We start from the raw sequence: 14,630 nt of genomic DNA on the forward strand, positions 1-14,630 counted from the left end.
CTCTCCTCAGTCCTTTTGGGCCGTATTGATGCGGCCAAGCGACGCCTTGGTCACCCGGTCCAGCAGGATCGCCAGCAACACGATACCGAATCCGGAAACGAGGCCCACGCCCAGTTCCAGGTTACGGATGCCGCGCAGCACCAGCACGCCGAGGCCCGGGGCCGACACCAGCGAGGCGATCACCACCATCGCGAGGCTCATCATGATGGTCTGGTTCACACCGGCCATGATGTTGGGCATCGCCAGCGGAATCTGCACCCCGAAGAGTTTCTGCTTGTCGGTCATGCCAAACGCGTCGGCGGCTTCGATCACGTCCTGATCGACCAGCCGGATGCCCAGATCGGTCAGCCGGATCACCGGCACGATGGCATAGAGGATGATCGCGATGCCGTAGAGCTTCGATTCCGTCACCGAGAACAGGAAGATCAGCGGGATCAGATAGACGAAGGTCGGCAGCGTCTGCAGCATGTCGAGCACCGGCAAGGATACCCTTTGGAACCTGTCGCTGCGTGACATCAGGATGCCTATCGGCACCCCCAGAAGCACGCTGAACCCGGTACAGACGAAGATGATCGACAGGGTCTGGATCGCCGGCACGTAATGGTCGATGAAGGACAGGAACAGGAAGGAAATCGCGACGAAACCCACCAGCTTCCACGATCTCGACGCGCCCCAGACCGCCAGCAGCAGCAGCGGGATCACGATGAACCACGGCACCGTCTGGAACAGCCACAGCGACCCGTCCAACGCCCAGCTCAGCGGTTGGGAAATCGGGTCCAGCACCACTTTCAGCGGGTCCTTGACCGACAGGAACAGGTTTTCCACCCAGGTGGTCATGTCCCGCGTCCGCGCCACCGACGAACAGGATTCGTTCAACGTGTCGAGCGACGGGAACGGCGTGTCCCAGAAGGAAACCGGCGCGCCCTCGCCGCCGCCGCCATCCTTGCCCGATTTCGCCAGCAGTTGCGCCATGGTCATCGGACCGCCGGACGCGTCTTTTTCACACCAGTCCTTCAGGCCCAATGCGCCGAACAGCCAATCATAAGCGGCCATTTCCTATCCCCTTTTGTTCGTTCTTGGCGGGGCTGCCCCGCAGAAGCGAAGGGCGCCCGGCGGGCGCCCTTTGACTTGGTCGGTTACTTCAGCAGCGCCGAAAGCTTGTCCTTGGCCGCGTCGTTCAGCCAGCCGCCCCAGACGTCGGGCTTGCTGGTCAGGAAATAGACCGCCGCTTCCTCGGTCGAGGCGGTGTTGGCTTCTTTCCAGGCCAGGATGTCGTTCATCTGCGCGTTGGTGAAGGACACGTTCTTCATGAACGCGGTTTCTTCCGGGTGCGCTTCCATGAATTCGTTGGTCACGATGGTCTTGACCGGGCTGACCGGGTATTCCGACTTGCCGACGCCGCGGTTGGGGCATTCGGGATCGGCGTCACAGGCGTGAACCTCGGCGTTGTAATCGCCCAGGTCGATCTTCACCATCGGGAACTTGCCCAGGATCGCGGTCGGACCCCAGTAGTAGCCGAACCACGGTTCCTTGTTGGCATAGGCCGCCGCGATCGACGAGGCCAGGGTTTCGCCCGATCCGTGCTGGAACACCTCGATGCCTGCATCGACCACGCCGAAGGCCTGGGTTTTCGACGCGTTGGCGCGCTGGCAGCCCCAGCCTTCGGGGCACTGGTGGAACCGGTTGCCGATCAGCTCGGGATTGGCCAGGATGCCTTCCAGCGTGCCCGCTTCGGGATGTTCGGCAACGATGTAATCGGGCACCCACCAACCTTCGACGCCACCGTCGGACAGAACGTCGGTCAGGGTGCTGATCTTGCCCTCGGCTTCCAGCTTCTCATAGGACGGCGCGCCGTTGATCCACAGCTCGGTCACGATGTCGGGTTCGCCGGTTTCGGCAACCGAGGCCAGCGCCGGAACGGTCGAGGACGGCACCATGTCGACCTTGCAGCCATAGCCCTGTTCCAACACGAACTTGGCGACGCTGGTCACCACCTGGCTCGACGCCCAGTTCATCTCGGTCATGGTGACTTCGCCGCATTCGGCCGATGCCGCACCGGCGGACAGGGCGATGGCAGCTGCGGCAGCGCCGCATTTCAGGAAATTCGTTGTCATAAGGAGAGCTCCTTGTTGGATGAAGTCATTGATTTTTTGTGAATTATTTCCCACCCGAGAGGCCAGAAGGCATCATCACAGTGATCGGATCGGGACAGATCAGGCGGTGGCAGAGACTGCGGCGAAGGCGCATTGCACAGCCATCGCTACAAGCGTCTTGTGGTCCGTTTCTTGACACCCCCTTGCCAGCCAAGCCTGCCACGCGACCGCAGCCGCGCCTAACGATTTGCACACATTCCGCAGCGTCAGGTCCCCCTATTGGGCGCTGCTGCGCAGGGCGCTTCACGGCGGGCAATGGAACAGATACGACATCACTTGTCAAATAGCGACATTTACGCACCGCCCCGCCCCCGGCAAAAGCCGGATTTCGCCCCCTGCCGCATGGCCGGTATGCGGCAATTTTGCATTCGGCGGGTTGGCTCCCGGACGGGCTGTACCTATCGTGCGGAAAAACGAATACCGACAGGGGGCGTGCTGCGGATGATGACCGCGCCGGTAAGCTGACATGGCAAGACGTTATTCGGCCTGGAGCCTTTTTCGCGAAGGGCTGCGCGGGCACAAGGGCTGGGGCCCGGCCTGGCGCTCGCCCGAGCCGAAGAAACGCTATGACGTAATCGTCATCGGCGGCGGCGGGCATGGCCTCGCGACCGCCTATTACCTGGCGAAAAACCACGGGATAACAAACGTGGCGGTGCTTGAAAAAGGCTGGCTCGGCGGCGGCAATACCGGGCGCAACACCACGGTGATCCGTTCGAACTATTTCTACCCCGAAAGCGTCGCGCTCTATGACCTGTCGCTGCGGCTTTACGAGGGGCTGTCGAAAGACCTGAATTACAACGTGATGTTTTCGCAGCGCGGCGTCACCAACCTGTGCCATTCGGAACCGGAAATGGAAATGGCCGCGCGGCTGGTCAACGCGATGCGCCTGAACGGCACCGATGCCGAATTGCTCGACGCCGATCAGTTGCGCAAATTCATCCCTGCCCTGAATATCCGCCCCGATGCCCGCCTGCCGATCCACGGCGCGGTGTTGCAGCCGCGCGGCGGCACCGGGCGGCACGACGCGGTGGCCTGGGGCTATGCCCGCGCCGCCGATGCCGCCGGGGTCGACATCATCCAGAATTGCGAAGTTCTGGATTTCATCACCGAGGGCGGGCGTTGTGTCGGCGTATCGACCAGCCGGGGCGATATCCGCGCCGACCGGATCGGCGCGGCGGTGGCCGGGCATTCTTCGGTGTTGGCGGAAAAGGCAGGCGTCGGGTTGCCGATCACGTCCTACGCGCTTCAGGCCTTCGTGTCGGAACCTCTGAAACCGGTTCTGGATACCGTGCTGATTTCGCCGGTCACCGGCACCTATGTCAGCCAGTCCGACAAGGGCGGGCTGGTGATCGGCGGCGGGCTGGACCGGGTGCCGTCCTATGGCCAGCGCGGCAACCTGCCGGTGCAGGAAACGGTGATGGCCGGGCTGACCGAGATGCTGCCTATCCTGTCCAAGGTAAAACTGCTGCGCCACTGGGCCGGGATCGTCGATGTCACCCCCGACAGTTCCCCGATCCTCGGGCCTTCGGCGCTGGAGGGGCTGTATTTCAACTGCGGCTGGGGCACCGGCGGGTTCAAGGCGATCCCGGCGGGCGGGTATCTATTTGCCCACATCCTCGCCACCGGCGCCCATCACGACATCAGCCGCCCCTTCGGGGCCGACCGCTTCACCACCGGCCGCCTGATCGACGAAGGCGCCGCGTCCGGCATCGCGCATTAGGAGGTTTCATGCAGCTTTTCCCCTGCCCTTTCTGCGGACCGCGCGACGAACGCGAATTCCATTTCGCCGGTGAGATCGGCAAGACACGCCCCGACACCACGGGCGAGGTGAGTGCCGAGGACTGGGCGCGTTACCTCAACACCCAGCGCAACGAAAAGGGCCGCGTGCGCGAGGTCTGGATGCACCTGACCTGTTCGGAACTTTTCGTGATGGAACGCGACAGCGTGACGATGGAGGTGCTGTCGTCAACGCCCCTGCGGGAGGACGTCGAATGACCTCGCACCGCATCACCCAGGGCGGGCTGATCGACCGGTCGCGCCCCTTGCGTTTCAGCTTCGACGGCAAGACATATCAGGGCTATGAGGGCGACACGCTGGTGTCGGCCTTGCTGGCCAATGGTGTGCGCATCATGGGCCGCAGCTTCAAATATCACCGCCCGCGCGGTCCCTGGGGGGCCTGGGTGGACGACCCGAACGCGGTGTTCAACGTCACCTTGGGCGGCGTGGAATTCCCCAACTGCCCCGGCGCCACCACGATGCTTCGGGATGGCATGGTGACGCGCTCGGTCAACGCCTTCCCCTCGGCCAGCTTCGACCTGAAGGGCGGGCTGGACCTGCTGCACCGCTGGCTTGGCGCGGGGTTCTATTACAAGACCTTCATCTGGCCCGACTGGCACCTGTTCGAACCGATGATCCGCCGCATGGCCGGGCTCGGCGCGGTAAGCGCCGAGGTGATCGAAGGTTACGCTTCGGATCAGATGCACGATCGTTGCGAGGTGCTGATCGTCGGCGGCGGCGCGGCCGGGCTGGCCGCGGCCCGTGCGGCGGCCGAATCCGGCCGGGACGTGGTTCTGGTCGAGGATCACGATCAGGCAGGCGGCAGGCTCTACCAGCTCGACAGCGTCGAAGGACAAACACCGCAGGATTGGGTTGCCGATCAACTGGCGGCCATCGAAGCCGCAGGCGGCCGGGTGATGACCCGCACCACCGCTTTCGGCGTCTTCGACCACCGCATGGTCGGTCTGGCGCAACAGGGCCCCTTCGGCTATGCGCCCCGGCTTTGGCGGATGCGGGCCGACCGGATCGTGCTGGCCAGCGGTGCCATAGACCGGCCCGTCACCTTCGCCAATAACGACCGGCCCGGCGTGATGTCGCTGGACGGGGCCTGCGAATGGCTGGCGCGCTATGGCGTGCTGGCGGGGCGCAACATCGCCGTGCTGTCCAACAACAGCTTCGCCGCCCCCGCCGCGCGGATGCTGGCTGAGGCCGGGGCCGAGGTGACCGAAATCGACCCCACCACCGGCCCGATCCGCGCCCTGGGCAGCAAGCGCCTCAAGGGCATCGAGGTGGCGGGCAAACGCCACCCCGCCGACACCATCCTGGTGTCGGGCGGCATGACGCCGCTGGTGCATCTGTGGCGCCACGCGGGCGGCAAGCTCGACTGGGACGAGCGCACACAGGCCTTCCTGCCCGGCGCGGCGCCCGAGGGCATGGCGGCCATCGGTGCGGCCAACGGCACGTTCGATCTGGATCAGGCCCTGACCGAGGCCCGCGCGGTCGCCCGGGATGAGCCCCGCCCGGACAGGGCGGGCGATTACCGCGTCAAACCGCTTTGGCCCGAACCCGGATCGAAGGGGCGGCAATGGATCGATTTCCAGCATGACGTCACGCTGAAGGATGTCGAACTGGCGGCGCGGGAAAACTACGTCTCGGTCGAGCATCTGAAACGCTACACCACGTTGGGCATGGCGCAGGATCAGGGCAAGACCTCGAACATGGCCGGGCTGGCGGCGATGGCCGCGATCCAGGGCCGCCCGATCCCCGAGGTCGGCACCACCACCTTCCGCCCGCCCTTCGTGCCGCAGCCCATCGCGCTCTATTCCGGCCCACATGCCGGGCAGCTCTATCATCCACTGAAACGGCTGGCGCTGGAACCGCTGCACCGCGCGGCGGATGCGGCCTTGGGCGAATATGGCGGCTGGCTGCGCCCCGGCTGGTATGGGTCGGGCGACCCGGCGGGGCATGTCCGGGCCGAGGTGATCAAGGCGCGCGAAACGGCGGGCATTCTGGATGCTTCCCCCTTGGGCAAGGTCGAGGTGATGGGCCCGGATGCCGAAAGCTTCGTCAATTTCATCTACTACAACACCATCAAGACGCTGAAACCGGGGCATATCCGCTACGGCTTCATGCTGACCGAACGGGGCAACGTGATGGATGACGGGGTGATCGCGCGGCTGGGGCCGAACCGGTTCGTGATTTCCTGTTCCTCGTCGCATACCGATCACGTGCGCGCGCATCTCGAAGCCTGGCGGCAGGATGGCAACGATCCCGACCGGATCTTCATCCACGACCTGACGCAGCAATGGTCGACCCTCACCGTGACCGGCCCGAAGGCGCGCGACATCGTGGCGGCGCTGGACATGCCGCTGGACCTGTCCGCCGACGCCTTCCCGCATATGACCCTGCGCGAGACCACCCTCAATGGCACACCCGTCCGCGTCGCCCGGGTCAGCTTCACCGGCGATCTGAGCTTCGAGATTTCGATCCGTTCCAGCCGCGCCGCCGACCTGTGGCAAGCGCTTTGCGCGGCGGGCGAAAGCGTCGGCGCGGGCCCGATCGGGATCGAGGCGCTGTCGGTGCTGCGCGCCGAAAAGGGATTTATCATCATCGGCAAGGATACCGAGGGCGAAACCATGCCGCATGACCTGGGTTTCGGCATTCCGCGGCAGAAGAAACAGGCCGCTTTCGTCGGCGACCGCAGCCTGCATATGGAGGTCGCCAACCGCGACGACCGCAGGCAGCTGGTCGGATTCCGGGTCGATCCCGGCGCCCCGCCCCTGCCCACCGGCGCACATCTGATCGGCGACGGCGACACGCCCCGGTCTGAGGGCTATGTCACGTCGAGCTATGACAGCCCGACGCTGGGCCATCCCATCGCGCTTGGCCTGCTGGAACGCGGGGCCGACCGGATCGGCGAACGGGTCGCCGTCTGGCATCTGGGCCAGCGCTCCAGCGCGACCGTCTGCGCCCCCTGTTTCTTCGACCCGGAAGGAGAGCGCCTGAATGCGTGACGACCGCCACCGCTGGACGCCCTATGACGGCGCATGGTCCCCGTATGAGGTCGGGGGGATCGCGATCACCCCGGTCACGCCGGAGCGTCAGATCCTGATTTCCGCCCCCGCCGTCCTGTCGCGCCATCCCGGCGCCATCGGCTGGCCCGATATCGCGACGGGCGACAGCTACGCGATCAGCCTGCGGCGCGACCGGGTGCTGCTGGTGAACGGGCCGGATATGGCCGAGGGCTGGGACGACGAGATAGGGCAGGCGGTATCGGACGTGACCGACGCCTATAGCGTCTTCGACCTCACCGGCCCGAAAGCGCTGGAGCTGCTGAAACACGGCACCGAGATCGGGTTGCAGCAACCGTCGCGATCCGCCGCGCGGATGCTGTTCGGGCTGGGCGTGTTCCTGTACCGCCACGGGGCCGAGGATCGTTTCCGCCTGCATGTCCTGCGCGCGCAAGGACAAACCGCGTGGCAGATGCTGACCGGACAGGCCGGCAGGCTCTGATCAGGGCCAGTCGGTGAATCCCGCCATGCCCTGCGGCTTGGCATCCGCCGCGCTGTCGCGCAGCAGTTTGCGATAGCGACCGGGCGGCATCCCGGCATTGGTGCTGAAGAACTTGTTGAACTGCGCCGCCGAATTGAAGCCCAGAGAATCCGCGATCTGGTCGATAGTCATGTTCGACCGGTCCAGCAGCGATTGCGCCTCGTAAATCGTGCGGTCATGGATCAGCTGCAAGGGCGAGCTGCCCAGCGTGTTGCGGCAGATCGCATGCAGCCGGTCCGCGGTGGTGCCCAGGTCGCGCGCGTAATCCGCCACCTTCCAGCGCTGGCGGAAATGCGCCTCGACCAGTTGCCGGAACCGGCGCAGCAGCACCGTCTGCGCCGCGCCCCGTGCGATCCGGTCCGAGGTCATCGACACATGCCGCCAGATCAGCACCAAAAGGAACCGCAGCTGCGCCTCGATGATGGTTTCCATTCCCGGCTGGGCGGCGGCGATTTCGGCAAGGATGACGTTGAACGCCTGGGTGATGTTGGTGTTGACCGCGCCCTGCCCGTCCAGCGGCAACACATGCGGCCGGTCCGCCATCAGCCGCATTTCCGCCGCTTCCGGCTTACTGCCCACCGCCGCCGACAGGCCCAGTTCGCCGATCAAGAGATGCGCGCCCACCGACCCGGCAAAGAAACTGATCCGCACGGCCGGATCGACCGGTTGCCACAACAGCGCGGGCCCCGGGATTTCGCGACGCTCGGCCGGGCCGCTCAGCTCCAGCGTGCCGCTGCTGACATAGACCAGAAGCCAGCGCGGCCCGGCGCCGGTTCCGCCGCTGCCAACGACGCGATTCTGCAACCCGCCGCGCACCAGCTCGGCATGGAACTGAACCGGCTTGGCGGCCCCGGACGGCCCGGATTGGCCCGGTTCATTGGTATATTTGGCGGATTTTGACATTCATTCGCCAGATTTTCACATTTAATTCCCTGCGTCCAGCCTGTTCCCTTAGGATGAAAGTCGCGCAAGGCCGGGAGGAAAAGGCTGGCGGCTTTCTGGGAGGATAAGACTGAATGCTGAAAAGCCCGGATCAATTCCTGAGGGCCGACGGGGTATCCGCGTCGACTGCCGGGATCGCTCAGGCGGAAGACACCGCCAACCGCGCCGCGCGCGCGTTCTGGTCCTGGGCGCAGACGCCCGCCGAGGAGCGGCGCGACCTGCTGGAGGCGATGGCGGTCAGGCTGGGCGAAAACCGCGAGCGGCTGGAAACCCTGGCCGCGACCGAGGTGGGCGCGGCGAAACCCTGGATCGATTTCAATATCGACGTGGCCCAGGCCCATCTGCGCCAGGCCCGCGACCTGGTGCCGCTGATGGCCGATCAGGTGGTAGAAAACACCGATGGCAGCGGCCGGTCGATCCTGCGCCGCCAACCGGTCGGCGTGGTGCTGGGTTTTGCGCCGTGGAACGCGCCGATCACCTTGGCTGTGCGCGCCGTCGCGGCGCCGATGGCCTGCGGCAATTCGGTGGTGCTGAAAGCATCGGAACATTGCCCGCAGACCCACCGCGCGGTGATCGAGATTCTCAATTCCGCCGGCCTGCCCGAGGGCGTCGCCACCGTGGTCGATACCGCGCCCGAAGACAGCGTCGGCGTGGCCCGCGCGCTGATCCACCACCCGGCGGTGCGCCGGATCAATTTCACCGGCTCGACCCGGGTCGGCCGCCTGGTCGCCGAGGAAGCGGGCAAGGCGGTCAAGCGCTGCGTGCTGGAACTCAGCGGCAAGGCGCCGCTGATCGTGCTGGAAGACGCCGATCTGGACGCCGCAGCAGCCGCCGCCGCGGTGGGCGCGTTCTTCAACCAGGGCCAGGTCTGCATGTCGACCGAGCGCATCCTGGCGGTGGGCGATATCGGCGATCCCTTCGTCGAACGACTGCTCGCGCAGACCCGCAAGCTGCACGCCGCCGATCCCAAGGTCGAACAGGCGCCGCTGGGCCGGATGATCAATGCCGAGGCCGCCGCGCGGGTGCGCGGGCTGATCGACGACGCGGTGTCGAAAGGCGCGCGACTGTTGCTGGGCGGTGAGGTCGACGGCGCGGTGATGCAGCCCGCCGTGGTCGATGGCGTGACCTCGAACATGCGGCTTTATCACGAAGAAAGCTTCGGGCCGGTCGCATCGGTCATCCGGGTGCGCGACGCGGAAGAGGCCGTGTCGGTCGCCAACGATACCGAATTCGGGCTGGCGGCGGCGATTTTCGGCAAGGATGCCGATCGCTGCCTGGACCTGGCCACGCGGCTGGAAACCGGCATCTGCCAGATCAACGGCCCGACCATCCATGACGACCCCTCGATGCCGTTCGGGGGCGTCAAATCCAGCGGCTACGGGCGTTTCGGTGGCCTGACCGCGTTGGACGAGTTCACCGATCTGCGCTGGATTTCGCAACGCTTCGACGCGGACGCCGCGCGCATAGAAAAATGCTTGTTTTAGGGAGGAAACAACATGACGATGAAACGCAGAACCGCTTTGAAGCTGGGCGTTGCCGCGGCGGCAGGCCTTGCGGCGCCGCGCCTGGCACTGGCCAGCGACGTGGTCACCATCGGCGCCGTGGCGCCGAAAACCGGCCCGCTGGCCGGGGGATCGAACGTGTCGCACTGGCCCAATATCAAGCTCTGGTCGACCCAGGTGAACGAAGCCGGCGGGCTGAATGTCGGCGGCACCAGGAAGATGGTCGAAGTGGTCGAATATGACGACCAGACCAACCCGGGCGAAACCATCAAGGCGGTGCAGCGCCTCGCCACCCAGGACAAGGCCGATTTCATCGTCGCCCCCTATGGCACCGGGCTGAACATCGCCGCCGCACCGCTGTTCGACCGCTACGGCTATCCGCAGATCGCGGTGACGGCGATCACCGACCAGATCGACAGCCTGTCGTCGAAATTCCCCGGCATGTTCTTCACCCTGGGGTCGACCACCGCCTTCGCCAGCGACGTGGTGAACGTGCTGAGCAAGATGCGCGACGAAGGCACCCTGACCGGCAACCGCATCGCCATGGTCAACGTCGCTGACGCCTTCGGCATCGAACTGGCCGCCGCCGGTCGGCCGCTGTTCGAAAAGGCCGGGTTCGACATCGTCTATGACACGTCCTACCCGCTGGGCACCCAGGACCTGTCGCCGGTGGTCAAGGCCGCCAAGGCCGCCAACCCGAACGCCTTCATCGCCTGGTCCTATCCGCCGGACACGTTCGGGCTGACCGAACAGGCGGTGATCGAGGACCTGAAGGTCGAAGCCTATTACACCGCCGTCGCCACCAGCTTCCCGGCCTTCGGCGGCCGTTTCGCCGCCGCGGCCGAGGGCATCCTTGGCGCGGGCGGGGTGAACCCGGATTCCGAGGCGTTCAAGGCATACGCCGCCGCGCATGAGGCGGTGACCGGCGCCAAGCCCGATTACTGGGCCTCGGCCACCACCTATTCGTCACTGCAGGTGCTGCAGCAGGCGATCGAAGCAGCCGGGCTGGATCGCGACGCGGTCAAGGAACACATCCGGTCCCACAGCTTCGACACGATCCTGGGCGACATGTCGTTCAAGACCCACAACAACAACGAAAAGTACTGGACCGTCGGCCAATGGCAGGACGGCGTGTTCCACGGCGTCGCCTCGACCGGCCGCGACGGCGCCAAGCCGGTGCGCGTGAAGCACGGCTGGTCGTAACCTTACACGGTCTGGCGCCGCCCCCAACGGGTGGCGCCGGCCACACCACCACCGGACAAGATAATGGACATCATGATAATAGGTCTCCTGCTCGGAGGCACCTATGCGCTTATTGCACTGGGTCTGAACCTGCAATACGGCGTCGCGCGGATCATGAATCTCGCCAATGGCGAGATGCTGGTCGCGGGCGGCTTCACCGCCTTCTGGTTCTATACCGCGGGCCAGATCAGCCCGCTGCTGACGATCTTCATCGTCGCCCCCGTGGCCTTCGCGCTGAACTGGCTGATCTACCGGATCATGCTGGAACCGCTGGTCAAACGCGCCAAGACGCGCGGGCAGCTGGAGGTGGATTCGATCCTCGCCACCTTCGGGCTGTCCTTCGTCGCGGTGGGGCTGATGCTGGCCGCCTTCGGCGGTGACTATTTCAACTATTCCTTCCTGGCCAAGCCGGTCACGATCATGGGCGACACCTATGCGCAGAACCGCGTCGCGGCCTTCGTGGCGGCAGTGATCATCTGCGCGGTGCTTTACGGCTGGCTGAACTGGTCGCGCTCGGGCCTGTCGATCCGCGCCCTGTCGGTGTCGCCGGAAAGCGCCCGCCTGGTGGGGATCAATACCCGGTCGCTGTCGGCCGTCGCCTTTGCGCTTGGCGGCGCGGTCACCGCCACCGGCGGCGCGCTGGTGTCGTCCTTTCTGACGCTCGATGCCTCGGCCGGGATCGCGTTCACGCTGAAGGCGCTGATCATCGTGATCATGGGCGGCGTCGGCGATATCCGCGGCACCATCATCGCGGCGCTGCTGCTGGGCGTGGTGGAAACGCTGGTCGCCTCGCTGATCGACCCCGGGCTGACGCTGGCCGCGGCTTACACGCTGTTCATCCTGATCCTTCTGTTCCGCCCGCAGGGCCTGTTTGGCCGGAGACCGACATGACTTCGCTCGAAATCCGCAACCTCGCCCTGGCCGCGATTGCGCTGGCCGTCGCCGCCTGCCTGCCGCTTTACGGCTCGGATTACCTGAAATCCATGGGCATCACCGTGGCGATGTTCACCGTGCTGGCCACCAGCTGGGCGCTGTTTTCCGGCCCCACCCATTACATCTCGCTCGCCACCGCCGCGTTCTTCGGCGTAGGCACCTATACGACAGGCCTGGGGTTCGAAACCCTGCCCTTCTGGTCGCTGATCGCGATCGCGGGGGTGCTCGGCGCCGTACTGGCCGCCCTTGTGGGGCTTGCCACGCTGCGCCTGTCGGGGGTCTATTTCGTGATCTTCACGCTGGGCCTGGCCGAACTGGTGCGGCAGGTGATCACCTGGACCCAGAACATGAGCGGCCAGAAGGGGCTTTATGTCCTGACCGACCTGACCGAGGACCAGCTTTACCTGATGCTGGTGGGGCTGGCCGCGCTGGTCTATCTGACCGGCTGGCTGATCGGGCGGTCGCGGCTGGGCTTTGCGCTGCGCATCATCGGCGACGATGAAACCGTCGCGGCCCATTCCGGCATCAACACCGCCACCGCCAAGGTGCTGCTGTTCATGGTGTCGGGCAGCGTCGCGGCGATGACCGGGGCGATCCTGGCGCCGCGCTATGTCTATATCGAACCCGCGCTGGCCTTCGCGCCGATCCTGTCCTTCCAGGTGGTGATCATGGCGCTGCTGGGCGGGGTGCACCGGCTGTGGGGGCCGATCGTGGGGGTCATTCCCTTCACCCTGATCTGGGAAACCATATCGGTCAGCTTCCCCAGCCAGGTGACGCTGTTTCTGGGCATCGCCTTCCTGGTGATCGTCTATTTCATCCCGAACGGTTTTGTCGGGCTGATCGAAAAGGCCCGCGACTGGGCCCGCAAGCGGGAGGGCTTCGCATGACCGTCCTGTCGCTGCGCGGCGCGACCAAGCGCTTCGGCGGTCTTGTCGCCGTCAACAACGTGGATTTCGACGTGCAGGAAAACCAGGTCGTCGGGCTGATCGGCCCCAACGGTTCGGGAAAATCCACCACGCTGAACCTGATTTCCGGCGCGCTGAAACCGACCTCGGGCACGATTTCCCTGCATGGCAGCGCGATTTCCGGCCTGCGTCCGGAGAAGATCACCCGCAAGGGCATTTCGCGCACCTTCCAACTGGTCCGCCTGCTGCCCTCGATGAGCGTCGAGGAAAACGTGATTGCCGGCGCGGTCTTCGGCCATCGCCGCCGCTGGGGGCATGAGGCCCATGCCGAGGCGCAGCGCCTGCTCGACCGGGTCGGGCTGGGCGGCAAGGGGCAGCTGCAGATCGGGCAGCTGACCTATATCGACACCAAGCGGATCGAACTGGCGCGCGCGCTGGCCTCGGACCCCAAGCTGCTTTTGCTGGACGAATGGCTGGCCGGGCTGAACCCGACCGAGCTGCGCACCGGGATCGAGCTGATCCATTCGCTGCGCGACGAAGGCCGCACCATCATCCTGGTCGAACATGTGATGGATGCGATCCGCTCGCTCTGCGACGCCTGCGTGGTGATGTCCTCGGGCAGCAAGATCGCCGAGGGCACACCGGCGCAGGTCCTGTCCGACCCCGAAGTCATCCGCGCCTATCTGGGAGACGACGATGCTTGAACTGCAGGACGTGACCGTCGCCTACGGGCAGCACCGGGCGCTGGAAGGCGCATCGCTGAAGGTACGCCCGGGCGAAATCGTGGTGATCCTCGGCGCCAATGGCGCGGGAAAGTCGACGCTGCTGAAAGCAGTGTCGGGCATTTGCGAGGGCAAGGCCGGAGGATCGATAAGGCTGGATGGGGAGGAGCTGATCGACCTTTCGCCCGACCGGATCGTCGAGGAAGGCGTCGCGCTGGTCCCCGAGGGGCGCGGCATCTTCGGCGACCTGACGGTCGAGGAAAACCTGATGCTGGGCGCCTATCCGAAACGCGCCAAGGGCGAGGAACAGGCCAACCTGGAACGGGTCTATGGGCTGTTCCCGAAACTCATCGAACGCCGCCGCCAGGTGGTGCGCACCATGTCGGGGGGCGAGCAGCAGATGGTCGCCATCGGCCGCGCCATGATGTCGAGCCCGCAAATCCTGACGCTGGACGAACCCTCGCTGGGGCTGTCGCCGCTGCTGTGCAAGGAACTGTTCCAGAACCTGAAGGCGGTGAAGGGCTTGGGCATCGGCATCCTGATGGTCGAACAGAATGCCAAGCAAAGCCTCGCCATCGCCGACCGGGGGTATCTGCTGGAAAACGCCCATATCGTGTTCGAGGACACGGCGCAGGCCTTGATGCACGACCCGGCGGTGCAGGCCGCCTATCTCGGCGCGGGCGGGGCGGCATCGCCGCATACCCACGAAGACCCGATTGAGCACAGCGAAACCCTACCCGTCCCCGAGGTGCCGCGCAGTTTCGCCGTTCGGCCGCCGTCGCGGCAACGGCAATCGGCCGACGCGCTGCTGGGCATCCGCACCTCCGATCTGGTCGCCCGCGCCAGCGCGGCGGCAAAGCCGCCGCCCGCGGCCAAGAGCACACGTCTGATCCAGCTGCCGTT

13 protein-coding genes are annotated in these 14,630 nt (G+C 65.6%); 10 read left to right on the plus strand and 3 right to left on the minus strand.

Annotation, left to right across the window (positions count from 1 at the left end; translation table 11 throughout):
* Positions 1-6: 6 nt before the first annotated feature.
* Complete coding sequence (locus GR167_RS06495; protein ID WP_160972599.1) at positions 7-1,053, minus strand: ABC transporter permease; 1,047 nt, start codon at positions 1,051-1,053, stop codon at positions 7-9.
* A gap of 83 nt (positions 1,054-1,136) precedes the next feature.
* On the minus strand, positions 1,137-2,114 hold the full coding sequence (locus GR167_RS06500; RefSeq protein ID WP_160972600.1) for an ABC transporter substrate-binding protein: 978 nt from the start codon (positions 2,112-2,114) through the stop codon (positions 1,137-1,139).
* 505 nt (positions 2,115-2,619) lie between these two features.
* On the opposite strand from GR167_RS06500, the gene GR167_RS06505 reads away from it, so the two are divergent.
* Genes GR167_RS06505 through GR167_RS06520 form a run of 4 tightly spaced genes read left to right on the plus strand, consistent with a single transcriptional unit; the run spans position 2,620 to position 7,442 of the window.
* On the plus strand, positions 2,620-3,873 hold the full coding sequence (locus GR167_RS06505) for a sarcosine oxidase subunit beta family protein (protein ID WP_160972601.1): 1,254 nt from the start codon (positions 2,620-2,622) through the stop codon (positions 3,871-3,873).
* A gap of 8 nt (positions 3,874-3,881) precedes the next feature.
* Positions 3,882-4,148 (plus strand): sarcosine oxidase subunit delta, encoded by a 267-nt coding sequence (locus GR167_RS06510; RefSeq protein WP_160972602.1) that lies wholly within the window; start codon positions 3,882-3,884, stop codon positions 4,146-4,148.
* Positions 4,145-6,943 carry a 2Fe-2S iron-sulfur cluster-binding protein gene (locus GR167_RS06515; RefSeq protein WP_160972603.1) on the plus strand — a complete coding sequence of 933 codons (2,799 nt, stop codon included), beginning with the start codon at positions 4,145-4,147 and terminating at the stop codon, positions 6,941-6,943. Before GR167_RS06510 ends, GR167_RS06515 begins: the two co-directional genes overlap by 4 nt.
* Positions 6,936-7,442 carry an aminomethyltransferase family protein gene (locus tag GR167_RS06520; protein WP_160972604.1) on the plus strand — a complete coding sequence of 169 codons (507 nt, stop codon included), beginning with the start codon at positions 6,936-6,938 and terminating at the stop codon, positions 7,440-7,442. Before GR167_RS06515 ends, GR167_RS06520 begins: the two co-directional genes overlap by 8 nt.
* On the opposite strand, the gene GR167_RS06525 is transcribed toward GR167_RS06520, so the two are convergent.
* A complete protein-coding gene (locus GR167_RS06525; RefSeq protein ID WP_160972605.1) occupies positions 7,443-8,384 on the minus strand; it encodes a helix-turn-helix domain-containing protein in 942 nt (313 codons plus the stop codon). It lies immediately after the preceding gene.
* Between the two features lie 113 nt (positions 8,385-8,497).
* Between GR167_RS06525 and GR167_RS06530 the strand changes: the two genes are divergently transcribed.
* From GR167_RS06530 to GR167_RS06555, 6 genes are all read left to right on the plus strand, one after another.
* On the plus strand, positions 8,498-9,907 hold the full coding sequence (locus GR167_RS06530; protein ID WP_160972606.1) for an aldehyde dehydrogenase family protein: 1,410 nt from the start codon (positions 8,498-8,500) through the stop codon (positions 9,905-9,907).
* 12 nt (positions 9,908-9,919) lie between these two features.
* Positions 9,920-11,128 (plus strand): amino acid ABC transporter substrate-binding protein, encoded by a 1,209-nt coding sequence (locus tag GR167_RS06535; protein WP_235915852.1) that lies wholly within the window; start codon positions 9,920-9,922, stop codon positions 11,126-11,128.
* 63 nt (positions 11,129-11,191) lie between these two features.
* The gene (locus GR167_RS06540) at positions 11,192-12,058 is read left to right on the plus strand and encodes a branched-chain amino acid ABC transporter permease (RefSeq protein WP_160972607.1); all 867 of its coding nucleotides are present in this window, start codon (positions 11,192-11,194) and stop codon (positions 12,056-12,058) included.
* Positions 12,055-12,987, plus strand: a complete 933-nt coding sequence (locus GR167_RS06545; RefSeq protein WP_160972608.1) for a branched-chain amino acid ABC transporter permease — start codon at positions 12,055-12,057, stop codon at positions 12,985-12,987. The genes GR167_RS06540 and GR167_RS06545 overlap by 4 nt, the downstream gene beginning before the upstream one ends.
* On the plus strand, positions 12,984-13,709 hold the full coding sequence (locus GR167_RS06550) for an ABC transporter ATP-binding protein (protein WP_160972609.1): 726 nt from the start codon (positions 12,984-12,986) through the stop codon (positions 13,707-13,709). Before GR167_RS06545 ends, GR167_RS06550 begins: the two co-directional genes overlap by 4 nt.
* The coding region (locus tag GR167_RS06555; RefSeq protein ID WP_160972610.1) for an ABC transporter ATP-binding protein at positions 13,702-14,630 on the plus strand (929 nt) is incomplete at its 3' end. The genes GR167_RS06550 and GR167_RS06555, both read left to right, overlap by 8 nt.

This window comes from Thalassovita mangrovi (assembly GCF_009857745.1).
GTDB classification, from domain to species: Bacteria; Pseudomonadota; Alphaproteobacteria; order Rhodobacterales; family Rhodobacteraceae; genus Thalassobius; species Thalassobius mangrovi.